The 25,028-nt window shown below is 72.0% G+C and carries 23 protein-coding genes and 1 pseudogene; 14 read left to right on the top strand and 10 right to left on the bottom strand.

From position 1 onward, the window contains the following. The first annotated feature begins 131 nt into the window (after positions 1 to 131). The 5 genes from IE263_RS28890 to IE263_RS28870 are packed head-to-tail and all read left to right on the top strand — an operon-like array spanning position 132 to position 4,411. Entirely contained in the window at positions 132 to 1,487 is a 1,356-nt protein-coding gene (locus IE263_RS28890; protein WP_189940753.1) for an L-fuconate dehydratase, read from the top strand. Next, a complete protein-coding gene (locus IE263_RS28885; RefSeq protein ID WP_189940752.1) occupies positions 1,484 to 2,239 on the top strand; it encodes an SDR family NAD(P)-dependent oxidoreductase in 756 nt (251 codons plus the stop codon). The genes IE263_RS28890 and IE263_RS28885 overlap by 4 nt, the downstream gene beginning before the upstream one ends. Next, entirely contained in the window at positions 2,236 to 3,264 is a 1,029-nt protein-coding gene (locus IE263_RS28880; RefSeq protein WP_189940751.1) for an aldo/keto reductase, read from the top strand. Before IE263_RS28885 ends, IE263_RS28880 begins: the two co-directional genes overlap by 4 nt. Beyond that, positions 3,261 to 3,575: an L-rhamnose mutarotase gene (locus IE263_RS28875; protein ID WP_189940750.1), complete on the top strand. Its 315-nt coding sequence runs from the start codon at positions 3,261 to 3,263 to the stop codon at positions 3,573 to 3,575. The genes IE263_RS28880 and IE263_RS28875 overlap by 4 nt, the downstream gene beginning before the upstream one ends. Further along, positions 3,572 to 4,411 carry an amidohydrolase family protein gene (locus IE263_RS28870; protein ID WP_229911212.1) on the top strand — a complete coding sequence of 280 codons (840 nt, stop codon included), beginning with the start codon at positions 3,572 to 3,574 and terminating at the stop codon, positions 4,409 to 4,411. The genes IE263_RS28875 and IE263_RS28870 overlap by 4 nt, the downstream gene beginning before the upstream one ends. On the opposite strand, the gene IE263_RS28865 is transcribed toward IE263_RS28870, so the two are convergent. Next, positions 4,399 to 5,820: a lipase maturation factor family protein gene (locus IE263_RS28865; RefSeq protein WP_189940748.1), complete on the bottom strand. Its 1,422-nt coding sequence runs from the start codon at positions 5,818 to 5,820 to the stop codon at positions 4,399 to 4,401. The two genes, IE263_RS28870 and IE263_RS28865, sit on opposite strands and share 13 nt — an antisense overlap. A gap of 179 nt (positions 5,821 to 5,999) precedes the next feature. On the opposite strand from IE263_RS28865, the gene IE263_RS28860 reads away from it, so the two are divergent. Together IE263_RS28860 and IE263_RS28855 are read left to right on the top strand one after the other, a co-directional pair. Continuing rightward, positions 6,000 to 8,087, top strand: a complete 2,088-nt coding sequence (locus tag IE263_RS28860) for a SpoIIE family protein phosphatase (RefSeq protein ID WP_189940747.1) — start codon at positions 6,000 to 6,002, stop codon at positions 8,085 to 8,087. Positions 8,088 to 8,118: 31 nt separating this feature from the next. Continuing rightward, on the top strand, positions 8,119 to 8,982 hold the full coding sequence (locus tag IE263_RS28855) for an Fpg/Nei family DNA glycosylase (protein ID WP_189940746.1): 864 nt from the start codon (positions 8,119 to 8,121) through the stop codon (positions 8,980 to 8,982). 41 nt (positions 8,983 to 9,023) lie between these two features. Here IE263_RS28855 and IE263_RS28850 read toward each other — a convergent pair whose 3' ends face one another. The 5 genes from IE263_RS28850 to IE263_RS28830 all read right to left on the bottom strand — a co-directional run bounded on the left by IE263_RS28850 (position 9,024) and on the right by IE263_RS28830 (position 13,536). After that, a complete protein-coding gene (locus IE263_RS28850) occupies positions 9,024 to 11,006 on the bottom strand; it encodes a caspase family protein (RefSeq protein WP_189940745.1) in 1,983 nt (660 codons plus the stop codon). 3 nt (positions 11,007 to 11,009) lie between these two features. Further along, complete coding sequence (locus IE263_RS28845) at positions 11,010 to 11,396, bottom strand: hypothetical protein (RefSeq protein WP_189940744.1); 387 nt, start codon at positions 11,394 to 11,396, stop codon at positions 11,010 to 11,012. A 146-nt stretch (positions 11,397 to 11,542) separates the two neighbouring features. Continuing rightward, a complete protein-coding gene (locus IE263_RS28840; protein WP_189940743.1) occupies positions 11,543 to 12,196 on the bottom strand; it encodes a zf-HC2 domain-containing protein in 654 nt (217 codons plus the stop codon). Positions 12,197 to 12,337: 141 nt separating this feature from the next. Then, on the bottom strand, positions 12,338 to 12,850 hold the full coding sequence (locus tag IE263_RS28835; RefSeq protein ID WP_189940742.1) for a hypothetical protein: 513 nt from the start codon (positions 12,848 to 12,850) through the stop codon (positions 12,338 to 12,340). Positions 12,851 to 12,987: 137 nt separating this feature from the next. Further along, entirely contained in the window at positions 12,988 to 13,536 is a 549-nt protein-coding gene (locus IE263_RS28830; RefSeq protein ID WP_189940741.1) for a sigma-70 family RNA polymerase sigma factor, read from the bottom strand. A 221-nt stretch (positions 13,537 to 13,757) separates the two neighbouring features. Between IE263_RS28830 and IE263_RS28825 the strand changes: the two genes are divergently transcribed. Further along, entirely contained in the window at positions 13,758 to 14,906 is a 1,149-nt protein-coding gene (locus IE263_RS28825) for a CapA family protein (RefSeq protein WP_189940740.1), read from the top strand. 25 nt (positions 14,907 to 14,931) lie between these two features. Here the strand turns inward: IE263_RS28825 and IE263_RS28820 are convergent, their stop codons facing one another. Further along, on the bottom strand, positions 14,932 to 15,393 hold the full coding sequence (locus IE263_RS28820; RefSeq protein WP_189940739.1) for a universal stress protein: 462 nt from the start codon (positions 15,391 to 15,393) through the stop codon (positions 14,932 to 14,934). Between the two features lie 475 nt (positions 15,394 to 15,868). On the opposite strand from IE263_RS28820, the gene IE263_RS28815 reads away from it, so the two are divergent. Next, the gene (locus IE263_RS28815) at positions 15,869 to 16,708 is read left to right on the top strand and encodes a polysaccharide deacetylase family protein (RefSeq protein ID WP_189940738.1); all 840 of its coding nucleotides are present in this window, start codon (positions 15,869 to 15,871) and stop codon (positions 16,706 to 16,708) included. Between the two features lie 34 nt (positions 16,709 to 16,742). Here the strand turns inward: IE263_RS28815 and IE263_RS28810 are convergent, their stop codons facing one another. Beyond that, positions 16,743 to 17,411 carry a class F sortase gene (locus tag IE263_RS28810; protein WP_189940737.1) on the bottom strand — a complete coding sequence of 223 codons (669 nt, stop codon included), beginning with the start codon at positions 17,409 to 17,411 and terminating at the stop codon, positions 16,743 to 16,745. A gap of 1,088 nt (positions 17,412 to 18,499) precedes the next feature. On the opposite strand from IE263_RS28810, the pseudogene IE263_RS28805 reads away from it, so the two are divergent. Then, positions 18,500 to 18,904: pseudogene (locus tag IE263_RS28805) on the top strand (hypothetical protein); the annotation flags it as partial. A 131-nt stretch (positions 18,905 to 19,035) separates the two neighbouring features. Here the strand turns inward: IE263_RS28805 and IE263_RS28800 are convergent. Together IE263_RS28800 and IE263_RS49565 are read right to left on the bottom strand one after the other, a co-directional pair. After that, complete coding sequence (locus tag IE263_RS28800; protein WP_189940736.1) at positions 19,036 to 19,800, bottom strand: bestrophin-like domain; 765 nt, start codon at positions 19,798 to 19,800, stop codon at positions 19,036 to 19,038. Positions 19,801 to 19,821: 21 nt separating this feature from the next. Continuing rightward, positions 19,822 to 19,950 carry a hypothetical protein gene (locus tag IE263_RS49565; RefSeq protein ID WP_268256072.1) on the bottom strand — a complete coding sequence of 43 codons (129 nt, stop codon included), beginning with the start codon at positions 19,948 to 19,950 and terminating at the stop codon, positions 19,822 to 19,824. A 181-nt stretch (positions 19,951 to 20,131) separates the two neighbouring features. On the opposite strand from IE263_RS49565, the gene IE263_RS48820 reads away from it, so the two are divergent. The 4 genes from IE263_RS48820 to IE263_RS28780 all read left to right on the top strand — a co-directional run bounded on the left by IE263_RS48820 (position 20,132) and on the right by IE263_RS28780 (position 24,988). Continuing rightward, positions 20,132 to 20,362: a hypothetical protein gene (locus IE263_RS48820; RefSeq protein WP_229911211.1), complete on the top strand. Its 231-nt coding sequence runs from the start codon at positions 20,132 to 20,134 to the stop codon at positions 20,360 to 20,362. 400 nt (positions 20,363 to 20,762) lie between these two features. Beyond that, a complete protein-coding gene (locus IE263_RS28790) occupies positions 20,763 to 21,767 on the top strand; it encodes an SCO0930 family lipoprotein (RefSeq protein ID WP_189940734.1) in 1,005 nt (334 codons plus the stop codon). Between the two features lie 276 nt (positions 21,768 to 22,043). Further along, a complete protein-coding gene (locus IE263_RS28785; RefSeq protein ID WP_189940733.1) occupies positions 22,044 to 22,856 on the top strand; it encodes an SAM-dependent methyltransferase in 813 nt (270 codons plus the stop codon). Next, the gene (locus IE263_RS28780) at positions 22,853 to 24,988 is read left to right on the top strand and encodes a putative bifunctional diguanylate cyclase/phosphodiesterase (RefSeq protein ID WP_189940732.1); all 2,136 of its coding nucleotides are present in this window, start codon (positions 22,853 to 22,855) and stop codon (positions 24,986 to 24,988) included. Before IE263_RS28785 ends, IE263_RS28780 begins: the two co-directional genes overlap by 4 nt. Positions 24,989 to 25,028 lie beyond the last annotated feature (40 nt).

Here is a 25,028-nt window from a genome sequence, read left to right as displayed (position 1 = left end):
CGGTGCGCCTCTCCTGTCACCGGTGCGCCGCAGTCTAGTCACCGAGGTGGTCGGACCACTCGGGGTGAGAACACGTCGTTCCATGGCCCGAGGGCTGTTGTGCGAGGGAAGTGGTCTGATAAATATGCGGCATGGCGTCCCCCAGCCCCGCCCGCGTCACCGCGGTCGACACCCACGACATCCGCTTCCCCACCTCGCGTGAGCTCGACGGCTCCGACGCGATGAACCCGGACCCCGACTACTCGGCGGCCTACGTCGTCCTGCGCACCGACGCGCCCGACGGTCACGAGGGGCACGGGTTCACGTTCACCATCGGCCGGGGCAACGAGGTGCAGGTCGCCGCGATCGAGGCGCTGCGCGAGCATGTCGTCGGCCGCTCCGTGGAAGAGCTGTGCGCCGACCCGGGCACGCTGAGCCGCGACCTGATCGGCGACAGCCAGCTGCGCTGGCTCGGGCCCGAGAAGGGCGTGATGCACATGGCGATCGGCGCGGTCGTCAACGCCGCCTGGGACCTCGCCGCCAAGCGAGCCCACAAGCCCCTGTGGCGCCTGCTCGCCGACGCCGACCCCGAGTGGCTGGTCCGCCAGGTCGACTTCCGTTACCTCACCGACGCCCTCACCCCCGACGAGGCCCTCGACCTGCTGCGCCGGGGCAAGGAGGGCGCCGAGGAACGCCGGGCCCGGCTCCTGGAGCGCGGCTACCCCGCCTACACCACCTCCGCCGGCTGGCTCGGCTACGACGACGAGAAGCTGACCCGCCTCGCCGCCGAGGCCGTCGCCGACGGCTTCCGGCAGATCAAGCTCAAGGTCGGCGCCGACCTCGCGGACGACGTACGGCGCTGCCGCGTCGCCCGCTCGGTCGTCGGCCCGGACATCCGCATCGCGATCGACGCCAACCAGCGCTGGGACGTCGGCGAGGCGGTCCGCTGGACCCGCGCCCTCGCCGAGTTCGACCCGTACTGGATCGAGGAGCCCACCAGCCCCGACGACATCCTCGGCCACGCGGCCGTCCGTAAAGCCGTCGCCCCGGTCAAGGTGGCCACCGGCGAGCACGTCCAGAACCGCGTCGTCTTCAAGCAGCTCCTCCAGACCGGCGCCCTCGACGTCCTCCAGCTCGACGCGGCCCGCGTCGGCGGCGTCAACGAGAACCTCGCGATCCTGCTGCTCGCGGCCAAGTTCGGCGTCCCGGTCTGCCCGCACGCGGGCGGGGTCGGCCTGTGCGAACTCGTCCAGCACCTGTCGATGTTCGACTACGTCGCCCTGACCGGCACCACCGAGGACCGCGTCATCGAGTACGTCGACCATCTGCACGACCACTTCCTCGACCCGGTGGTGATCAGGGAAGGTCACTACACGGCACCCACCGTGCCGGGCTTCTCGGCGGCGATGCGGCCCGAGTCGATCGCGCGGTACACCTATCCCGGCGGCACCTTCTGGGCCGCCGACCTCCAGAGCGGTCCCGAGAGCGGGGAGGACCAGACGGCATGAGTGACTTCGAGGGCCTCAGGGCCCTGGTGACGGGCGGGGCCTCCGGTATCGGCCGGGCCACCGCCGAGCTGCTGGCCGAGCGCGGCGCACAGGTCGCCGTCCTCGACCTGGACCCCTCGGGAGTCGGCAAGCCCCTGCTCGCCCACCGCGCCGACGTCACCGACGACACCTCCGTCCGCACGGCCGTCGCGGCCGTCGTCGCCGACCTCGGCGGCCTGGACGTCCTGGTCAACAACGCGGGCATCGGAGCCCAGGGCACCGTCGAGGACAACGACGACGCCGAGTGGCACCGTGTCCTGGACGTCAACGTCGTCGGCATGGTCCGCGTGGCCCGCGCCGCCCTGCCCCACCTGCGCCGCTCCGCGCACGCCGCGATCGTCAACACCTGCTCCATCGCCGCCACCGCCGGCCTGCCGCAGCGCGCGCTCTACAGCGCGACCAAGGGGGCCGTGTACTCCCTCACCCTCGCCATGGCCGCCGACCACGTCCGCGAGGGCATCCGCGTCAACTGCGTCAACCCGGGCACGGCGGACACCCCCTGGGTCGGCCGCCTGCTCGACGCCGCCGACGACCCGGCCGCCGAACGCGCCGCCCTGGAGGCCCGCCAGCCCACCGGCCGTCTGGTCAGCGCCGCCGAGGTCGCGGGCGCCATCGCCTACCTGGCGAGCCCCCTGTCCGGCGCCACCACCGGCACCGCCCTCGCCGTCGACGGCGGCATGCAGGGCCTGCGGCTGCGCCCGGTGGCCTCGTGAACGCCCTCGGCCGCAGCGGCGTCCAGGTCACCGGTCTCGGCTTCGGCGCCGCCGGCATCGCCAACCTGTACACCGAGGTCGACGACCGGCAGGCCCACGACGCCGTGACCGCCGCCTGGCAGCAGGGCGTCCGCTACTTCGACACGGCTCCCCACTACGGCCTCGGCCTCTCCGAACGCCGCCTGGGCGCCGCCCTGCGCGAGCACCCCCGCTCCGCGTACACGGTCTCCACCAAGGTGGGCCGCCGCCTCGAACCCTCCGACAGCGGAGGCGACGACCTCGCCCACCTCTTCGCCGTCCCCGCCACTCACCGCCGCGTCTGGGACTTCACCGCCGACGGCATCCGCCGCACCCTCGAGGCGAGCCTGGAGCGCCTCGGCCTGGACCGCGTGGACGTCGTCTACCTGCACGACCCCGACGACCACCCCGAAGAGGCATTCCGTGACGGCTACCCGGCACTGGAACGCCTGCGCTCCCAGGGCGTGGTCGGCGCGATCGGCGCCGGCATGAACCAGACAGCGATGCTCACCCGCTTCGTCCGCGAGACCGACGTCGACGTGGTGCTGTGCGCCGGCCGCTACACGCTCCTCGACCAGAGCGCGCTCACCGACCTCCTCCCCGCCGCCGAGGAGCGCGGCGTCTCGGTGGTCATCGGCGGCGCCTTCAACTCGGGCCTCCTGGCCGACCCGAAACCGACGGCGACCTACAACTACACGCAGGCACCCGGGGAGTTGGTCGAACGCGCCCTGCGCATGCAGGCCGTGGCCGAACGCCATGGCACCACCCTGCGTGCCGCCGCCCTGGCCTTCTGCGCCGCCCACCCGGCCGTGGCGAGCGTCCTGGCCGGCGCCCGCTCGGCGGCCGAAGCGGACGACTGCGCCGAGCAGTTCAGGGCCGTGATCCCCCCGGCCTTCTGGCGGGAGCTGCGCGAGAGCGGCCTCCTGCCGCCCGAGGCCCCCGTCCCCGTCCCCGCCGAAGAGCCGTCCGGGGAGTCGCCGGAGAAGCCGTCGGAGGAGCCGTCATGAGAGTCGCCCTGCACACCAAGGTCCGCGCCGACCGGATCGACGCCTACGAGGCCGCACACCGCGAGGTCCCCGAGGAGCTCACCGACGCCATCCGCGCGGCCGGCGCCACCTCCTGGACCATCTGGCGCAGCGGCACCGACCTCTTCCACGTCCTGGAGTGCGAGGACTACACCAGCCTCCTCGCCGAGCTGGAGAAACTCCCCGTCAACGTGGCCTGGCAGGCCCGGATGGCCGAGCTGCTCGACGTCGTCCACGACTACTCCGACGAAGGGGCCGACGCGGGCCTGCCCGTCGTATGGGAGCTGCCGTGACCGTGGACGCGCACCACCACGTCTGGGACCTCTCGGTCCGCGACCAGGACTGGATCACCGGGCCAGAACTCCAGCCGCTGCGGCGCAACTTCACCCTGGCCGACCTCGTTCCCGAGGCCCGGGCGGCCGGCGTCGGCCGCACGGTCCTCGTCCAGACGATCACGGTGCCGGAGGAGACCCCGGAGTTCCTGGCCCTGGCCGCCGAGCATGAGCTGATCGCGGGCGTCGTCGGCTGGACCGACCTCACCCGCCCGGACATCGCCGACGAACTGGCCCGGCTGCGGGACCTCCCCGGCGGGCGCCACCTCAAGGGCATCCGTCACCAGGTCCAGGGCGAGCCCGACCCGGAGTGGCTGCTGCGCCCCGACGTCCATCGAGGCCTCGCCGCGGTCGCCGACGCGGGCCTCGTGTACGACCTCGTCGTCCTGCCCCACCAACTCCCCGCCTGCGCCCGCGCGGCCGCCGACCACCCCGGCCTCACCTTCGTCCTGGACCACCTCGGCAAACCCCCCGTCGCCGCCGGCACCCGCGAGCCCTGGCAGTCGGCCCTGGGCACCCTCGCCGCGCTGCCCAACACGGTCGCCAAACTCTCCGGCCTGGTCACCGAGGCCGACCCCGCCGCCTGGACGATCGAGGACCTGCGCCCGTACGCCGACACCGCCCTGGAGGCCTTCGGTCCGCACCGTCTGATGTTCGGCTCGGACTGGCCGGTGTGCACGCTCGCCGCCACCTACGGCGAAGTGGCAGACGCGGCGAGGGAGTTGACCGCAGGACTTACCGAGTCGGAGCGCGCCGAGGTCTTCGAGACCACCGCCACCCGCGTCTACGACCTCTGAGCCACCGTCGCCAGCCGCGTCGGCGGCAGATACTCCCGCACATACGTCCGCTCCCAGCACGCGCCCGTCTCCCGCAGCTCGCGCCAGCTCGTGTACCGGTACCGGAAGAGACGGGCACGGACGTACCGCGGGGGCTGATCCGGCGGGAACGGGGAGCGGCGCAGCAGCCTCAGGGTGGCGCGGTCGTTCTCCAGGAGCCGCTCGACCATGGCGCCGAACCAGGCACCGGCGTACCCGGGGGAGAGCGCGGCGAACCACATCATCCAGTCCAGCCGCAGGTGGTAGGGGGCGAACTGGCGCGGCCAGTGCCGCGGGTCGCCCGGCTTGCCCTTGAACTCGTACTCCCGCCATTCGGAGTCCTCGCGCGGCACGTCGTCGAGCGTGCCCTCGACCACCACCTCGTAGCGGATCCGGCTCACGCTGCCGAAGGCGCCGTAGGTGTTGACCAGATGGAGCGGGTCGAAGGAGCGGTTCATGATCTGGCGGCGGGAGAGCATGTTGAGCACCGGGCGGTGGCTGAGGAACAGCAGGAACGCGCCCACGGCGAGGACCACCACCACGTACCAGAGCGGGGCGTCGGGCACGGCCGGCGGGTCGGCCGGGAGTTCGAGGGCGGGCACCGCCAGAACGATGGTGATCCAGTTCAGCCAGGAGAAGTTGCCCGAGAGCACCAGCCACAGCTGGGTCAGGATCATCAGGGACGCGGCCGCCGTGGCGATCGGCTGCGGGGTGAACAGCAGGAACGGAATGATCAGCTGGGTGACGTGGTTGGCGGCCACCTCCACCTTGTGCAGGGGCCCCGGCAGATGGTGGAAGAACCAGCTCAGCGGGCCCGGCATCGGCTGCGTCTCGTGATGGTGGTGGAGGCAGGTGAGCTTGCGCCAGCAGGGATCGCCCCGCATCTTGATCAGGCCCGCGCCGAACTCGACCCGGAACAGGATCCAGCGGAGCAGGAACAGCACGACGATCGGCGGGGCCACCTCGTCGTTGCCGAGGAACACCGCGAGGAAGCCGGTCTCCAGCAGCAGCGACTCCCAGCCGAACCCGTACCAGGTCTGGCCGACGTTGACGATCGACAGGTACAGCGCCCACGGCACCAGCCACAGCAGCATCGCGCCCCACAGCGGCAGATACCCGTCCAGTCCCGCCAGCAGCGCCACGGACACCGCGCAGCCCGTCCACGCGCAGACGGCGAAGAAGCGGTCGGAGTAGTGCCAGTGGAACAGGCTCGGCGCCCGCCGGAACGGCACCCGCGCGGTGAAACGCGGCACCGGCAGCATCCCGCGCTCGCCCATCAGCGGGCGGAACTGCAGGGCCGCCGTCAGGAACGCGAACAGGTACACCCCGGCCAGGGCCCGCTGGAAGACCAGCCGGCTCATCCAGTACTCGGGTGCGGTGAACCACTCCACGGCCGCGCGCTCCTCTCTTCGGTGCCGACGCCCGTCACTGTGCGTGTTCCTCGCCTCCGCTCAGGTAACCCGAGGGAGTAAAGCCGACGATAGTGACGAAAGCGACCGCTGTCGGCCCTGTGGGCCGGGCAGGTGGCGCCCCGGTCGAAGAATCGGACAAATCCTGGCAAGGTGGCCCCATGTCTGATCGGGGAGCGAGCGCGCTGTCCCTCCCGGCCGACTGGCCCGCCCACCCGGATCCGATCCTGGCGCTCAACCGCATGGGCAGCTTCGACTGGGACCTGGACGCCGGGCTGTTCCACATGGACGCCCGAGCCCACGAGATCTTCGACATGCGCCCCGAGGAGTACGACGGCCGCCCGGAGAGCCTGTCCCTGCGCGTCCCGCAGGCGGAGGGCATCCGCCTCGACGCCCTGGTCGCCCAGGCCATCAAGGACGGCAGTGAGAACTACGGCGCCTACTTCCGCATCCGCCGCCGCGACGGCAGCCTGCACTGGACCCACACCCAGGGCTACATCCGGCGTGACGAGACCGGCCGCCCCCGCCGGATCATCGGCATCGTCCGCGACGCCACCGACGAGCTGAGGGACCTCGCCGCCCGCAGCGACGAGGCCGCCCTCGACAACGCGCGCCGCGAGCAGACCAACGTCGTCCAGCTCACCACCGCCGCCCTGGCGCACGCCCGCACGGTGCAGGACGTCATCGACGTCCTCAAGGACACCCACGGCCTCACCCACCTCGGTGCGACCAGCCTGGTCATGGGCCTGGTCGAGGCCGGCCGCATACGGCTGATCGCCGAGGGCCCCGAGGGCAGCTTCGTGCCCGGCACCCTCGTCACCCGGATCGACGAGCCCTACCCGATGAGCGAGGTCGTGCGCACCCTCACCCCGCGCTTCATCGAGTCGCCGGAGGAGTTCGCCGCCGGCTACCCCGTGCTGTGGCCGCACATCACCGACCTGGAGATCACCTCGGCCGCCTATCTGCCGCTCATCGTCCAGGCCCGCCCGATCGGCGCGATGGGCCTGCTCTACAGCGACCGGCGCGGCTTCACCCCCGAGGAGCGCAACATCCTCGTCGCCCTCGGCAGCAGCATCGCCCAGTCCCTGCAACGGGCCATGTTCTACGAGCAGGAGAAGGACATCGCCCAGGGCCTCCAACAGGCCATGCTGCCGCGCACCATCCCCAGCGTGCCCGGCGCCGACGTCGCCGTCCGCTACCGCGCCGCCACCATCGGCGGCTCCCTCGGCCGGGACATCGGCGGCGACTGGTACGACCTGGTCCCGCTGCCCGGCGGCCGGGTCGGCGCCGTCATCGGCGACGTCCAGGGCCACGACACGCACGCCGCCGCCGTCATGGGCCAGCTGCGCATCGTCCTGAAGGCCTACGCCGCCGAGGGACACACGCCGGCCACCGTGATGGCCCGCGCCTCCGTCTTCCTCCACGAACTCGACACCGACCGCTTCGCCACCTGTCTCTACGCCGAGGCCGACCTGTCGACCGGCGTACTCCAGGTCGTGCGGGCGGGCCACATCGACCCGCTGGTGCGGGGCACCGACGGCACCTGCCGGCGGGTCGCCGTGCCCGGCGGGCTGCCGCTCGGCCTCTCCGCCGAGTTCGGCAGCCTGGGGTATCCGGTCGCCACCCTCGAACTCGATCCCGGTCACACCCTGCTGCTGTGCACCGACGGCCTGGTCGAACAGCCCGGCGCCGACCTCGACGACGGCATGGGAGCCCTCGCCGAGCTGATCGCCGCGGCCCCCGAGGACGTCCGGAAACTCGCCGACCGGCTCATCGACGTCGCCGAGGAGCGCGGCGGGGACGACGACGTGGCCCTGCTGGTGCTGCGCCGGCGCGGCCCGGACACCGCGTTGGCCGGGAGCCGGCTCCAGCAGCACGTCGCGCCCGGCGACCCGCAGGCCCTCACCGAGGCCCGGCACATGATCCGTTCCGCCGTCCGCACCTGGGGCGCCGAGGACCGCTCCGACGAGGTCGAACTGGTCGCCGACGAACTGATCACCAACGCCCTCATGCACACCGAGGGCGCCGCGATCGTCACCCTGCGGGTCCTCACCGGCGGGGTCCGCCGGCTGCGCGTCGAGGTCGAGGACTCCTCCAGCGCCCTGCCGCGTCGCCGCGAGGCGGGGGAGTCGGGCGTGTCCGGGCGGGGCCTGCTCCTGGTCGACCTGCTCACGGACGCGTGGGGAGTGGAGGCGCGCGGCGGCGGCAAGTGCGTGTGGTGCGAGTTCGAGCTGCCGGAGCGGACCTGAACACTCCCGCCCCGGGTGGCACTCTGGACGTATGCCGGAACTCCCCGAGGTCGAAGCGCTCAAGGACTTCCTGACCGAGCACCTGGTCGGCCACGAGATCGTCCGCGTCCTGCCCGTCGCGTTCAGCGTCCTGAAGACCTACGACCCGCCCCTGACCGCCCTCGAGGGCCATGCGGTCACCGCGGTGCACCGGCACGGCAAGTTCCTCGACCTGGAGACCGCCGACGGCCTCCACCTCGTCACGCACCTCGCCCGCGCGGGCTGGCTCCACTGGAAGGACCGCCTCCCCGACGGCCCGCCCCGCCCCGGCAAAGGCCCCCTCGCCCTACGGGTCGCCCTGGAGACCGGCGAGGGCTTCGACCTCACCGAGGCCGGCACCCAGAAACGCCTCGCCGTCCACGTCGTACGGGACCCGCGGGAGGTCCCCGGCGTGGCCCGCCTCGGCCCCGATCCGCTCGCCCCCGACTTCGACGAACAGCGCTTCGCGGCCCTCCTCGCGGGCGAACGACGTCAGCTGAAGGGCGCCCTGCGCGACCAGAGCCTGATCGCGGGCGTCGGCAACGCCTACAGCGACGAGATCCTGCACGCGGCGAGGATGTCCCCCTTCAAGCTCGCCGCCTCCCTCACCCCGGCGGAGACCCACACCCTCTACGAGGCCCTGCGCACCACCCTCACGGACGCCGTCGAACGCTCCCGGGGCGTGGCCGCCGGCCGTCTCAAGGCGGAGAAGAAGACGGGCCTGCGCGTCCACGGCCGTACCGGCGAACCCTGCCCGGTCTGCGGCGACACCATCCGCGAGGTGTCCTTCAGCGACTCCTCGCTCCAGTACTGCCCGACCTGCCAGACGGGCGGGAAGCCGCTGGCGGACCGGAGGATGTCGAGACTGCTGAAGTAGCAGGACTGCTGAAGCGGCGGGTCATCAGAAGCCGCGGGTCATCAGAAGCCGCGTGTCACGAGATAGGCGACGGCCGCCAGCGTGGCGAGGACCAGGGCCGGGATCGCCAGGCCCTTCGTCACCGAGATCAGGGTCTCCGTGGCGCTCTTCGCCGCCGGAGTGCAGCGGCCCGGCCGCGCGCTCAGCTCGTGCCGGGCAAGCGCGGCCGGCACCAGTGCCGCCGCGGCGGTGAGCAGAGCCGTGGCGAGCGGCGCGATCACCCCCGCCGCTTGAGCATGGTGGCGGAGCTCGGTTCCCGGGCTGTCGAGGCGCCCGTCCACGGCTTCCACCGCCAGCTGGGCGGTGATGACGACCATGACGACGGCGGTGACGGCCAGCGCGAGAGCGGCGGTCGCGAGGGCGGGGGCGCGCAGGGACCCCGTGGCGGCCGTCGCGGCCGCACGCCGACGCGGGGTCCGGCGCGCGGCGGGCTCCTCGATGATCCTCGGGGGCACCGCCGGGGGAGTGGGGGACGGCGCGGGACGGACGAGCACCGTGTCCGGCTCGGTTCTCGGCGGAGGCTGTGCAGGCGGCTCGGGGACGACGGGCTCCGTCACGCCGGGCTCCGGCACGTGGGACTCCGGCCGTTCGGGTGCCGGTACGTGGGGCTCCGGCCGTTCGGGTGCCGGTACGTGGGGCTCCGGCCGTTCGGGTGCCGGTACGTGGGACTCCGGCGGGACGGGCTCCGGCGCGACGGGCTCCCGCACCTCGGGCTCCGGCTCACGGGCGGGAGCCACCACCGCCTCCACATGGACCACCGCGTCGTCGGCGACGCCCTTCAGCACGATGTCACCGGACAGGTGCCCCTCGGCGTGTGTCTCCACGCGGACGTTCACACCGTTCTCGGACGGTTCGACGCGCAGCCAGGACTGGGTGGACTGGGCCAGGCAGTGCCGGGCGAGGGGCGGGCCGCTCAGCGTCACCGACTGCTGCTGCGGGGTCGATCCCTGCGGCAGCAGACCGAAGTCCAGGTGGTCCGGGGAGGGCGTCGGGCGGATCTCGCGCAGGGCCCGGCACGCCTGGTCGGCGATCTGCCGGATGTCGTTGCGCGCGACCTCCTCCAGGTCCTGGCGCGCCCCTTCGGCGATGTCGACGGACTCGTCGTGCAGCCGGGCGCGCAGCTCGACGACGGCGCCCTGCCGGGTGAAGGCGTTGTCGCTGTGCACGGCGGCCGTCAGGGACGGCGGCGAGGGAACCTTGACGATCTTGATACGGCCCCGCCGGCTGTGCGCCAGATGCAGATCGCCCTGCATCTCCACGGTCCGGCTCGGCGTCTGGTTCGGGTTCTGCTCCCGTACGTGGTCGAAGACGTAGTCGTACAGGTCGTCGAGGGAGACCTCGCCGTCCGCGTCGAGATCGGCCTCGCCGGTCTCCAGGCCCTGGACCACCGCATGGGTGAACACCGACGGCCGTGGAGCGCAGTTCTCGGCGAGTTCGGGGCCCTCGAAGGCGTACTCCATGGAGTTGGACGCGGTGATGACGGCCCAGCCCCGTCCGCCGGCCGGCTTCTCGCCCGTGAAGGACTCGAGGACGTTCACGTCTCCGGCGGCGCGTACGGAGGACGACCCCCGGGAGAAGGCGCCGCCGTAGCAGCAGTCGAGGAACAGGACGGTGCTGCGGGCCCGGGTGCGTGCCATGCAGCGGCGGACGAACTGGGCCGGGACGGCGGTGGCGTCCAGGAGCCGGGGGTCGGTGTCGCGGGCGGCGAAGTACAGCTCGCCGGACTCGCTCTTGAGGCCGTGACAGGAGAAGTGCAGCACCAGGGTGTCGTCGCGCCGGCGGTCGTTGAAGAAGGTCTGGATGCGCCGGCTCATGACATGGGCCGGTTCGTTGCGCACGACCTCGACCTCGAAGTCGCCGATCTGGGGATCGTGCAGGACGTCGGCAAGGGCGGCGGCGTCCTGCGCCGGCGCTTTGAGCTTCTTGAGACCCTGGTCGTCGTAGCGGTCGTTGGCGATGATCAGCGCATGCCGGGTGTCCGTCATGGTTCAGGCCCCCGCGGGGGTGTGGCGCTGCACGAACAGGTCGAACGCCTCCGAGACCTGTTCGTCGGTCGCCTCCGAGATCTCCAGGACGTCGTCGTCCAGGGTCAGGCGCAGCGAGGGGCGCTCGTCCTGGCACCGGCCCAGCCAGCCTCTCAGGACGGTGACCACCTGGCTCAGAGCGGTGGCCGAACTGCCCAGGGCCACCAGCAGCGAGCCGATCTGGGTGACGTCCACGGCGCGCGCTCCGGGCGGAACCTCCTCGCCGGCCACGGCCGTGACGTCGTCGACGTCCAGATCGAGCAGTTCCCGGCGCAGATAGCCGGTCAGCTCCGCCACGCGTTCGGCTTCCGCCCCCTCCTCGGAGAGGAGGATCAGCAATTGGTTCTCCACCGGCTGAGCCCCTTCGCTCGTGCTCCCAGGGGCGGCGCGGAGCGGGCCCGTCCGTGGCTCCACGTCGGCCTCTTCAGTCTCCGTCCGTGGCTGTTCGACGGCAAATCAGACGATATGTGAAGGCGGAACCACCGTGGTTGCCGCGACTACCGCGGCTCCAGCGTCACCAGCCGCTCGCCTTCCTTCGTCCGCACCTCGTAGCGCGCGATCTCGTCGGGGTGGTAAGCGGCGCCACCCTGCATCGTGTTGGGGCGGGCGTCGTGGTCGGGCGCCATCCAGGTGGTGACCGTCTGCTCCGAGCCGTCGCGCCCGACGACGATCAGATGGCAGGCCCGCGGACCCGCGGCGTCCTTGATCTTGACCTCGATCTGGCTGCCGTACGCCTCGGTCTCCGTCGTCACCTGCGCCCACACGCCCGACTTCTCGTCCGTCGCGGTGATACGCACGGCCTCCTTCTCGCCGCCGCCCGCCATCATCGCGAGCGCGGGAGCGGCGAGCGCGACCACCACCGAGGCGGCCACGGCGTACAGCAGCCGGCGTTTCGCGGCCCGGTGCCGGGTGGCCACCTCGGCCAGGAGCCGGTCCAGCAGCCGCGGCCCCGGCCCGGCGAAGGGGTGCACCGCGCGCGGTGTCGCCCGCCGGTACAGCATCAACTGCCGGGTGGTGGGGCCGAACTCGGTGACCTGTGCCGCACACTGAGGACACTCCATGAGGTGGTCCTCGAAACGGAAGGCCTCCGCCTCGTCCAGCACGCCGAGCGCGTACGCGCCGACGTCGCGATGCCTCTCCAGGGACCTCATGCCGAAACCTCGTGCCGTTGAGTGCCAGTGGGGTTACTCCTTGCTCCCACCGGTACGCACCCGGCAGACGAATCACTCAAGGCCCGTACCAAATCGTGACCCAGATGTTCGGAGCGGTCCGGTCCGCGGATTGGTCGGAATCTAAAAAAGATGGATCGCGAGGTGTCCGAGGGGCAGCCCGAGCTGCCAGGCGGGCGTCCAGACCTTGGGCCCCTCGTCCTCGCCGACCACGGCGCCGCCCGGCACCGCGTTGAGGTCGGGGGCGAGCAGCTCGGTCTCCTCCAGCCACCGCCAGGCCGCCGACGCCAGCTCCAGATCGGGTGCGGGATCGCCCGACTCGGCTGCCTCGGCGGCGAGTTGGGCCATCCGCTCGTCCACCCAGTCCTGCCAGGGCTGGTCGTACGCGGTGAGCGAGAGCCAGGTCTCCAGCTGGGTGACGACCCGGATGCCGGGGAGTTCGCCGTCGGTGTCGGACAGGAAGATGGTCAGCGCCAGGGCGTCGCGTCCCGCGCGGAACTCGAAGGACGTCGGCGGCATCAGCTCGCCGGTCCGCAGCAGTTCGTCGGCGATGTACTCGGCGTACAACCAGGCCATGGGGACGGTGAGTTCACCGCCACCGGAGCCGTCCGTGCTCTGATGACCTCTGTGCAGCATCCCTTCCTGCCTTCCTCCGGTGCGTGCGTGTCACCCGTCGCCGGGACCCCTCATCCGGAACACGGATAAGGACACCCGATTACTCAACCGAGGTGGTCGGCAAGGCGCTTTACGGAGGTTTGACTCGACCGTGGGTTTCAGCGCAGGTCGGCCGCGTAACCGGGAAGCACCCGGCGCAGGGCGCGCAGCGCGTAGTACGCGCGGGACTTCACGGTACCGGGCGGGATGCCGAGGGTTTCGGCGGCCTCCGCCACACTCGCCCCCTGGAAATACACCAGCACCAGAACTTCACGGTGCTCCGGAGTGAGTGTCTTCACAGCCTCGCGCACATCGAGGGTCGCGGCCGCCCGCTCGGCGTGGTCGGCGCAGACCGGCGCGTTCTCCAGCACCGCGTCGCCGACCTCCGCCGGCCGGGCCTGCCGGGCCCGCCGCGCGTCGATCGCGAGCCGCCGGGCGACGGTGAGCAGCCAGGGCCGTACGGAGTCGAAGGCGTCGGCGCGCAGCGCCTCGGGGTGCTGCCAGGCGCGCACCAGGGTCTCCTGGACGAGGTCCTCGGCCCGCTGGCGGTCGCCGTCACACAGCCTCAGCAGCAGCGCGAAGAGCGGCCGGCCGTGCTCGCGCTGCAGCGCGGCGAGCTCGTGCTCGGCGGTCGTCGTCCTGGCGGTGAGGGTGGTTCCGGCCGTCATGGGCGTATGGCACCGCAGGGCGGCCGGGAGGGACAGGCCGCGCGCACGGCTCTGCGACGGACGGTCGATCGCGTCGACGAACGGTTCGACGAACGGTCCGGGCTACGCCGATCGCGCGCATCGGGCGGGGCGGCGGGAGCGCCGGGGCCGTGCTCCTCCGTCCATGGATTAGTAGTGATGCGTGCGTAAATATGACAATCCGTACGAAGCGGGGTGATCCGGTGATCGCACGCAGACACCTGGTGTCCCTGGCCCTGACGGCCGCTCTCACCGCCGCCGCCGGCCAGGCCCAGGAACGCCAGACAGCCGCGCGGTCCGGAGACCCGGGCCCGCCCGCGGCCCGCGGCTTCACCCTCGTGGCCTCCGGCGACGTCCTCCCGCACACCTCGGTCCTCGACCGGGCACGCTTCGACGCCGGCGGCTCGGGCTACGACTTCCACCCCATGTTCGAAGGCGCCGCACCCCTCGTCTCCGGCGCCGACGTCGCCCTCTGCCACCTGGAGACCGTCCACGGCGCGAACGGCCACCAGACCGGCCGCCCCCTCTTCAGGTCCCCGCCCGAGATCGCCGTCGCCCTCGCCGCCACCGGCTACGACAGCTGCTCCACCGCCTCCCCCCACAGCCTCGACAACGGCGCCGACGGCATCCGCCACACCCTGGACGCCCTCGACAGCGCCGGCGTACGGCACGCCGGCACCGCACGCACCGAGGCCGAGGCCGCCACCGTCACGATGCTGCCCGCCGGCCCCGCGAAGGTCGCCCATCTCGCCTACACTCACGACACCGACGGCCACCCGCTCCCCGAGGGGCAGCCCTGGGCCGTCAACCGGATCGACGAGAACCGGGTCCTCGCCGACGCCAGGGCCGCCCGGGCGGCGGGCGCCGACGTGGTCGTCGTCTCCCTGCGCTGGGGCACCGAGTGGCAGGACACGCCGGACGGCGCCCAGGTCACCCTCGCCCGGAGCCTCACCGCCTCCCGCACGGACGGCCGCCCCGACATCGACCTGGTCCTCGGCACCCACGCGCATGTCCCCCAGGCGTACGAGAAGGTCAACGGCACCTGGGTCGTCTACGGCCTGGGCGACCAGATCGCCGGTGCGATGTCCAACCGCCGGGGCCTCCTCGACCCGCGCGCCAACCAGTCCAGCGTCGCCCGCTTCACCTTCACCGCGCCCGCCCGGCCCGGCGGCCGCTGGGAGGTGACGAGAGCCGCGTTCGTCCCGCTGATGTTCGACATCGACGCCGGCCGGATCGTCGACCTCAACAAGGCCCTCGCCGCGGGCGCCGACGTACGGGGGGTGCGCGACCGGATCCACGACGTCGTGTTCAGCCGGGGGGCCGCGCAGGACGGACTGGTGATGGGGGAGTAGGACGGCTCGCTCGGCGACGGGGGTGCTACGGCACCACCGTCACCGGCCACCGCCCCGCCTTCACCAGCCGCACCGCCACCGACCCCACGAACCGGTGGCCCGCCTGCTCGGAGGCGCCCACCACCACCGCGTCGGCCTTCAGTTCGTCCGCCGCCTTCACCAGGCCGCTGTAGGCGTCGCCCCGGAACGTGTGGAACTCCCAGCGCACGTCGAATATCCCCTTGAGCCGCTCGGCGGCGTCCCGGATCTCCGCCACCAGGCCCTGGGCGATCTCGTCGGTCGTCTCCGCGACCGGCACCCCGAGCGCCGCGCCCCCCGCCATCACCGGCTGCACGTACACGACGGCGAGCAGCGCGCGCTGCCGCCGGGCCAGACCGCCGGCGTAGGCCGCGGCCCGCAGCGAGGAGTCCGAGCCGTCCACGCCGACGACGATGACCTTCGGCCCGTCCGTGCCCCGCTCGAACTGGTGCGAGTGCTGTTCCGTCACGGCTCCGAGGCTATCGGAACCCGCAGGTCCGGCCGCCCCTCGGGCCGTTCGACGGGCGGGACGCACCGAGTGTTCCCCCAGCCGGAACCAGGAACGGAACCAGGAACGGCACGAACGACGGGCCCCTGACCCAGGACACCCCGGCCCCGATACGGCCACCTGACAAAGGCGTCCCCGGCCGGGCCCCCGAGACCACCCTCGCGACGTCTCCGGCAGCCGCCGGCCGTCCCGGTCACCGCGAACCGGCCTGCGCGGGCCTGCCCCCGTCGCGGCCGGTGGCGCCACGCGCCGCCGTCGGCGCGGCCGTGACCGCCTTCCGTCGCGGCACCCCCTCTCGACCTCCACCCGCGCTGCCCATGCGCCGGCGTACAAGTGAGCGACGACAGGGCCCGCTGCTGAGCCGGGCGGGTGGAAACGTGCCTCCGGCCCAGTGTTGCCGGGGTGCGTCGGGGCGGCACCGGGCGACTGATGACTCATGCAGAAGGATCAGTTGTTCACGCGGCGCCGGATGCTGCTCGCCGGCACCGCCGCCGCCGGGGCGGCCGGGACGGCCGGGCTGTTCGCGTGGGGAACGGGCGGCGAGCCGGTCCCTCCCGCCGCTCCGGCCGCCGGCGCCCCGGTGCGCCGCCTCCCGATGAAGCCCTCCGCCTACCGCCTCCAGCCGCTGACCGGATACGGGCCGCCGAGCACCGCGCCCCGCCGGATCCCCGTGCGGCGCGTCCCGCTGCTGCGGGTCTCCGCCCGCGGCCGGACCATGGTGCTGACCTTCGACGACGGCCCCGACCCCCGCTACACCCCCGGCATCCTCGACACCCTCGCCGAGTACGACGTCCGCGCGATGTTCTTCGTCTGCGGGGCGATGGTCGCCGAGCACCCCGAACTGCTGGCCAGAATGGCCGACGAGGGGCACGTCGTCGGCAACCACACCTGGTCCCACCCCCTGCTCACCCGGCTCAGCCGCCGGCAGATCCGGTCCGAGATGTCCCGCACCTGCGATGTCATCGAGGACGCCTACGGCGAGCGCCCCCGCTGGTTCCGCGCCCCCTACGGCGCCTGGAACCGCGCCGCCTTCCAACTCGGCGCCGAACTCGGCATGGAACCGCTGGCCTGGACCGTCGACACCCTCGACTGGACCACCCCCGGCACCCACACCATCGTGAACCGGGTCGAGCAGGGCGCCGGCCCGGGCGTCGTGATCCTCTCGCACGACGCCGGGGGCGACCGCACCCAGAGCGTCCGGGCCCTGCGCAGATACCTCCCGCAGCTCCTGGACTCCGGCTACCACATCTCCGTCCCGCACCGGCAGCACCTCTAGCGGGCGATCCCTTCGCCCGCCCGGTCGGGGTCGGTCAGCGGACCTCGACCAGGCGGGCGAAGGCGACCACGTTGCCGTCGTAGCCGTTCGCCTTGGAGAAACCGCCGCCACAGGTGATCACCCGTAGTTCGGGGGAGCCCTTGGAGGCATAGACGCGGTCGCCGGGGAAGTTGTTCTTCTCGAAGACCTCGATGCCGTAGATCTCGAAGACCGCGGTCCTTCCGTCCTTGCGCGCCACCTCGACGCGCTGGCCCTTCTTCAGGGCCCCGAGGCCGTAGAACACGGCGGGGCCCTGTTTGTTGTCCACATGGCCGACGACGACCGCGGTCCCCTTCTCGCCGGGCGAGACGGCGCCGGTGAACCAGCCGGCGAGATTCGGGTCCTCCGGCGGCGGCGCGCCGACCCAGCCGTCCACGTCCAGACCGACCGGGATGACCGGGGCGTCCACCTGGATGGCCGAGATCCGGACCCGGTCGGGCACGCCGTACGGCAGCGGGTCCGGGGCCCGGCCGGCGCCCTGGGTGGCGCGGGTGTCCGCGGCCGCCGCCGAGGCGGGCTGCGGCGGGCCGACGTCGAACTCCCCCGAACCGTTCCGGATGAGCGTGAGGCCGGTCAGCAGAACAAGCGCTATCACGCCCCACGGGGCGCGCTTCTTCGGTCGCTCCTCCTCTACCGTCATCCCGGACAGCCCGTACCCAGACATTCGCCATCCCCTTTCGACGCGGCCGTCGCCACGTCATTTCGCGCATACGAGAACGCTAAGTCCCCGCGTGGGCAACCGGCGACGGGGCGGAAGCGAACGGGTGGCGCCCGCAGCCCCTCGGTGCGCCATCCGAGTTGCCGCGACCAGGAAATTTCCGACGGTCCGTGACCTGCGGCTATATCTGATTGTGTGCTTTTCGTTCGGCGTGTCGTCTCACCAGGACGGACCATTCCCGAAATGCGGGCGCGTCCTGCGCGTCTGAGGGTCTTTCCGGGAGGCGTTTTCTCGCCGACACCCGGGGACGGTCCCCGGGGGGCGCCTTCGCGGAGGATCACATGCGCAACTCACGTGCCCTGGCGGCCGCCGTCACCACGGCCGCCGTCCTCGGGCTCGCCGCCCCCGTGGCCGTCGCGGACGGCATGGGCAATCCTGGCAGCCTGATTGAGATCGGCAACCCGGGCAGCCCGGGTGAGAACGACTTCGGCGGCAACGGCCACAACAACGGTAACGGCAACGACAACGCCTTCGGCGGCAACGGCGACAACGACAATGACGGCGGCCGCCGTCCGGGGAACAACTTCGGGGGCAATGGGAACGGCAACGGCAACAACAACTTCGGGGGCAACGGCAACGGCAACGGCAACAACTTCGGCGGTAACGGGAACAACTTCGGCGGCAACGGCAACAACGGGCACAACAACTTCGGTGGGAACGGGAACGGCAACAACTTCGGGGGCAATGGGAACGGCAACGGCAACAACAACTTCGGGGGCAACGGCAACGGTAACGGCAACAACTTCGGCGGTAACGGCAACGGCAACAACGGGCACAACAACTTCGGTGGGAACGGGAACGGCAACAACTTCGGCGGCAACGGCGACAACGACAACGACGGGGGCCGCCGTCCGGGGAACAACTTCGGGGGCAACGGCAACAACGACAACGACAACGACGGGGGTCGCCGCCCGGGGAACGACGAGGGAGGACGGGGCAACAACGCCGGCGGCAACGGGAACGGCAACAACTTCGGCGGCAACGCCAACGCCGGTGGCAACGGCAACTTCGGCGGCAAGGGCAACAACTTCGCGCCGTCCCCGAGCAACATCGTGGCGCTGCCCAGCATCGTCTCCCGCGGCGGGCAGCTGACCATCACCGTGGACAACTGCCGCAACGGAGGCACCGCGAGCTCGGACGCCTTCCGGACGATCAAGCTGTCGCCGATCAGCGGCTCGAGCGGGACGGTGCGGGGCACCGCCACGGTCAACGACGACGCGAGCCCGGGTTCGCACAGCATCACGGTCAACTGCAACGGCCGGACCCTGACGAACCCGAACGCCTTCACCGTCCTCGGCGGTGTCCGCGGCGGTCTCGGCGGCAGCAGCTCCAGCGGTGCCACCACGACCGACATCGCCATCGGCGGCGGGCTCGTGGCCGCGGCCGTCATCGGTGGCGGCCTGTTCTGGATGCGCCGCCGCGCCGAACGCCGGGTCTGAGCCCGCCTTGCACGGCACCCCCCGGCATCCCTCGGCACCCCTTGGAGCACGCACGTCACAGGCCTTCGCCCCGGCACCGGCGGGACTCCGCGCGAAGGCCTGGTCCGCCGCCACCCCGTCCCCCGGCGGTGTCAGCCCTTGGCGTCCGGGAAGAGGGTGAGGAAGGGGTCGGCCGACGCGGTGATGCCCCGGCTGTAGGGCGCGTCGAAGTCCCAGATCAGGAAGAGCAGGAAGGCGATCAGGGCGGAGAACAGTCCGGCCAGGATCAGTTCGCGGGCCGTGCGCCGGATCTGCAGTGCGAAGACCATGCCGATGGTGACGACGGCCCCCGCGACGAGCCCGAACCACACCACGCCCGGCATGGTCGGTCCGGTCGAGTCGGCGCGGTCGTTGCGCGCCTGGTCCGCGGCCGCCATCTGGTCCAGGAGCGGTTGGTAGGCCTGCGCCTCGAAGTCGGACCGGGGCTCGTAGTCCGTGAGGTCGACGCGCAGCCGCTCGAGGAGTTCGTCGCCGCGCTCCGTCACCTTCCCCTTGTCGGTCATCGTCTTCCACTCGGTGGTGACGACGTGTCCGACATAAGCGTTGACATCCCCTCGAACGCGGTCACGCACCTCGGCCGGGTACACCCGCACCCGCTCCGAGATCTCGTGCAGCGCCTGGGCCTCCGTCCGGACGTGGTCCTGGGCGAGACCGCGAGCCTCCCAGACGCCGGCGATGGCCAGGCCCAGGACGATGGCGTACACCACGCCGATCCACATCGTCATGTACTCGATGACGTCAGGGGTCTCTGAGGGGTCCTCGTCCTCGGCCGCCGTGCGGTCCCGGACGAGGGTGATGACGACCACCACCGCGCACGCGGCGAGCATCGCGAGGGTGAGAACAAGCCATTCCGGCAAGAGAAGCCTCCAGGATCGGCATCAGCGCGGCCGCAGCGCGGCTACGGCGACCACCGCGGGCGCGGTGATGAGCAGGACGTAGGTGACCGGCGAGGGACCGCTGCGGATGTGTCGTTGGCGCGTCGGCGAGTGGTACGCCGGGTAGTGCACGGGAGTCGCGGAGGGACGCGGCGTGGGCCTGGGCGTGGGCGTCGGGGTGGGTGTCGGTGCCGGGACCGGGGTGGGGGGTGCGAGGGCCGGGGCCGGCGGGGAGAGCGGTGTCTCGGGCCGTGGCGGTGCCGGCGCGGGCGGAGGAGGCGGTGGCGGCGGGGGTTTCGGAGGCGGGGTCGGTGTGGGGGTCGGCCTCGGTGTGGGCGAGGGTGTGGGCGTCGGCTTCGGTGGGGGCGAAGGCGTGGGCGTCGGTTTCGGTGGGGGCGGCTCCTCGGGCGGCGGCTTCGGCTTCGGCGGTTCGGGCGTCGGCGTGGGCGTCGGTGTCGGTACCGGGCACTTGGGCGGCGTCGGCCACGGGGTGCTCCCGGCGACCGCCACCGCCTCGGTGCCGTACGGGCCCGTCGAGGCGTAGGCGCAGGCGTCGGCCACGGCCACCCCGGCCGGTGCGGCCGTGAGGATCCAGACCGCGGCCACCAGGGCCGACGCCCGTGCGGAAAGGGCGGATCGGGTCGTTTCGGGTCCATGCACGACGGAGATCATGAGGCCTCCCGCCCGGGCGTGGTCCCGTGCTCGGGGGTGATTGCCCCGAAGGGGGGAAGTCCGCCTCCGGCGGTTTGGCGGGCGGGTGTTCGCGTGTCCGGCCCGTCGTACGGGCGTGCGAGGGCGTGGCCCGGAGCGGGCCGTGTCACAGGCGACGAAAAGAATTTTGTGCCGCGTTTGAACACAACGCCCACCGGCATGCGTACCCATGGCCGTGCGGCGGCGCAGCAGGGCGCTGCAACACCCTTGTGATGATCGGGGAGTTGTTGACGATGAAGACCTCCTGGCGGAGCGCCTCACTCGCGGCGAGCGCCGTGTCCGTTCTGGCGCTGACGACGGCGTGCGGTCAGGAAAGCGGTACGTCGAACGCGAGTCAGAACGTGGGGGTCACGGCCCCGGCCGGCTCCATCGCGGGTGTGGGCAGCGGCACCGGTGGAGTCGGGGCCGGTGTCGGCGCGGGTACGGGCGCCAGCAGCCCGGCGGCCACGGGCGGTGTCGGTGCGGGCACCGGCACCGGCACCGGTGCCGGTGCCCAGACGGGCACGGCGGGCCAGCTGTCCGTCTCCGCGAACGCGGAGCTCGGCAAGGTGCTGATCGACTCCAACGGTATGACGCTGTACCGCTTCGACTCGGACACCCAGGAACCGCCCAAGTCGAACTGCGACGGTGACTGCGCGACGACCTGGCCGCCGGTTCCCGCCGACGACGCCGCGGCCGGCGACGGTATCGACAAGTCGCTGCTCGGCGAGGTCACCCGCTCCGACGGCAGCAAGCAGCTGACGGTCGACGGCTGGCCGGTCTACCGCTATGCCAAGGACGCCAATGCCGGTGACACCAACGGCCAGGGCGTGGGCGGCAAGTGGTTCGCGCTGGCCCCCGACGGCAAGAAGGCCAAGGCGGACTCCGCCCTGCCCGGGCTGTCGGTGCGCAAGGACCCCAAGCTCGGCGACATCGTCGTCGACAAGAACGGCATGACCGTCTACCGCTTCCTGAAGGACAAGGCCTGGCCCAAGCCGGTGTCGAACTGCAACGACGCCTGCCTGGAGAAGTGGCCGGCCGTAGCCCCGGTCGCCACCAACGACACCGAGGGCGTCCAGAAGAAGGGCCTGATGAGCTTCACCCGGGGCGACGGCGTCAAGCAGATGACGGTCAACTGCTCGCCGATCTACACCTTCTCCGGTGACAAGGCCCCCGGGGACATCAACGGTCAGGGCGTGGGCGGCCAGTGGTACGCCGTGGCCCCCGACGGAAAGCTGGTCGGCGCGCCGGAGCAGTAGAGATCACCTCCCCAGGGCTGATCACCGCACCTGCCACGGTACGTACGACCCCCGGTCCGCCCCCTCCGCGCCGCACGGAGGGGGCGGACCACTGTGCTGTCCGGGTGTGCCGTCCTTCGGGTAGTTTGCGCCAGGCCCCCCACGGGGCGCCGATTCGGCACGTGCCGCAGGCAGTGACCGGGAACGGACGGTCAATTTCCGTTTCCGCTCGCCCGTTTGGCGGGCGATCAGTAGCCTCTGCTCGAACACCGGATCGCCTACGCCTTGGAGAGACAGATGGAGCGACCCGCCTGGGCCCCACGGAGCATCGACATCTCCGTGCCCAGTGTCTCGCGGATCTACGACTACTACCTGGGCGGTTCGCACAACTTCGAGGTCGACCGGCAGGCGGCCCGCAGGGCCATGGAGTTCATGCCGGGACTTCCGAAGATCATGCAGGCGAACCGGGCGTTCATGCGCCGCGCGGTGCGGTACGCGGTCGGCGAGGGCATCACCCAGTTCCTCGACATCGGTTCGGGCATCCCGACCTACGGCAACGTCCACGAGGTGGCCCAGGCGGCCAGCCCCGGTGCCCGGGTCGTCTACGTCGACCACGACCCGGTGGCCGTCGCGCACAGCCAGGCGGTACTGGAGGGCAACGCGGACGCGGACGTCGTCGCGGCCGATCTGCGCAAGCCGCAGGAGATCCTGACCAGCCGGCAGGTGGAACAACTGCTCGACCTGGACCGGCCGGTGGTGCTGCTGCTCGTCGCCATACTGCACTTCGTGGAGGACGCGGACGACCCGTACACGGCGGTCGCCGAGCTGAGCGCCGCGCTCGCGCCCGGCAGCCTGCTCGTCCTCACCCATGCCTCGTACGAGGGAATCCCGCTGCCGCCGGAGCGGGCCGAGGGCGCGGTGGACGTGTACAAGGACATTCGCAACCCACTGATCATGCGCTCGCGTGACGAGATCGCGCGGTTCTTCGAGGGGTACGACATGGTGGAACCGGGACTGGTGCCGATGCCGCTCTGGCGGCCGGAGACGGCTCCGGAGGACGAGGACCCGTATGCCTTCTCCGGTTTCGCGGGCGTGGGGCGTACTTCGTGATCGCCGAGCCGGACGGGCCGGAGGACAGACTGCGGCGGTTCGCGACGATCTGGAGCCGGGCGGTGTTCCCGGTCACCTCGACGCCGCTGACCCGGCCGGAGTTCGAGGAGCAACTCCTCCCGCTGGCCCGGCGGTTGAGCGAGGCGTTGCGGGCCAGGACGTTCGACGCCGAGGCCGCCAAGGCGGTCGGGGCCGCGCTCGTCGACGCGCACTGCACCGACCCGGACGCGCTCAGCCACAGCCTGGACTGCGTCGACGCCTACCTGGTGCTCTACTGCGGCGAGGACGGTCCCCAGGAGGACCTGCGCACGCGGTGCTCGCGGCTCCAGCACGCCATGGCCGCCGGCTACGCGCAGGCGCTGCGCGAGCGCACGCTGGCCGAGCAGGAGGCCATCGCGCAGGCGGCGTTGAAGGCGCAGGGCGTGGTGGCGCAGGCGCTGCACGCCAGCGAGGCCCGCTTCCGCGCGGTCTTCGAGGGCGCCGCCATAGGAATCGGCATCGCCGACCTGGACGGCAACGTCCTCCAGGTCAACGGGGCGCTGATGCGTATGTTCGGCGGCGGGGAGCAGGCCGTGCGCGGCCGCAACGTCCGCGAGTGGACCCACGCCGACGACGCGCCCCAGGTCTGGCGGCTCTACGAGGAGCTGGTGCGCGGCGACCGCGAGCACTACCACGTGGAGAAGGCGTTCTGCCGCCCTGACGGAACGGTCCTGTGGACCAACCTGACGGTCTCCCTGCTCCGCGACGCCGACGGCAACCCGCAGTACCAGCTGGCCCTCATGGAGGACACCACCGAACGCCGCCTGCTCAACCTGAGGCTGCGCTACGAGGCCACGCACGACGCGCTCACCGGCCTGCCCAACCGCACCCTGTTCTTCGAACGCCTGGAGAAGGTGCTGTCCGCCGGCGAGAACCAGCGCTTCGGCCTGTGCTACCTCGATCTGGACGGCTTCAAGACCATCAACGACAGTCTCGGCCACGCCGCCGGCGACCGGCTGCTCGTCGAGGTCGCCGACCGGCTGCAGTCCTGCGCGACCGCGCCGGGCGAGATGGTCGCCCGGCTGGGCGGTGACGAGTTCGTGGCGCTGACCACCGGCTCCGACACCCGCCGCGAGGTCGACGAACTCGCCGCGCGCATCATGAACGCCCTGGTCGCGCCCGTGCGTATCGACGGCCGGGAACTGACCGTGCGCGGCAGCATCGGCATCGTGGAGGGCCCGGCGGGGGAGCGCAGCCCCGCGGAGGTGCTGCGCAGCGCCGACATCACCATGTACCGGGCCAAGTCGGCGGGCGGCAACCGCTTCGAGCTCGCCGACCCCGAGGCCGACGCCCGTGCGATCACCCGCCACGGGCTGACCACGTCCCTGCCGGCCGCCCTGGAGCGCGGCGAGTTCTTCATCGAGTACCAGCCGCTCGTCCACCTCGGCGACAGCAGCGTGCGCGGCGCCGAGGCCCTGGTGCGCTGGCTGCACCCGCAGCACGGCGTGCTCGGCCCCGACCGGTTCATCCCGCTCGCCGAACACACCGGGCTGATCGTTCCGCTGGGCCGCTGGGTGCTGGAGCAGTCGGTGCGCCAGGCCCGTGAGTGGCGGGAACGCAACGGGGACACGAGCCCCCTGCGTATCAACGTCAACCTCTCGCCGTGCCAGCTCAACCATCCCGGGCTGGTGCAGGACACGGTCGACATCCTGGAACGCGCGGGAGTCGAACCGGAGGCCCTCTGCCTGGAGGTGACCGAATCGGCGTTGATCGGCGCCGACGACGACCTCCTCAAGCCGCTGCGCCGGCTGGCCGAGATGGGCATCGACATCGCCCTGGACGACTTCGGCACCGGCTACTCCAACCTCGCCAACCTGCGTCGGCTGCCGGTGAGCGTGCTCAAGCTGGACCGTTCCTTCACCCAGAGCATGCAGCAGTTCCCGGCCGACCCCGTCGACCTCAAGATCGTCGAGGGAATCGTTTCGCTGGCCCACAGTCTGGACCTCGCGGTGACCGTGGAGGGCGTGGAGACCGGGGCCCAGGCCGAGCAGCTGCGGATACTGGGCTGCGACACGGCCCAGGGCTGGTACTACGCCCGCCCGGGCCCGCCGGACCGGCTGCACGAGCTGGCGCTGGTGGACGCGACGGGGTGAGGGGCGTCATTCCGTTGCGGGGGTGACGGCGGCGCGGGCG

The organism is Streptomyces aurantiogriseus (assembly GCF_014649375.1).
Classification (GTDB): domain Bacteria; phylum Actinomycetota; class Actinomycetes; order Streptomycetales; family Streptomycetaceae; genus Streptomyces; species Streptomyces aurantiogriseus.
This window is presented reverse-complemented; position numbering and strand designations above follow the sequence as displayed.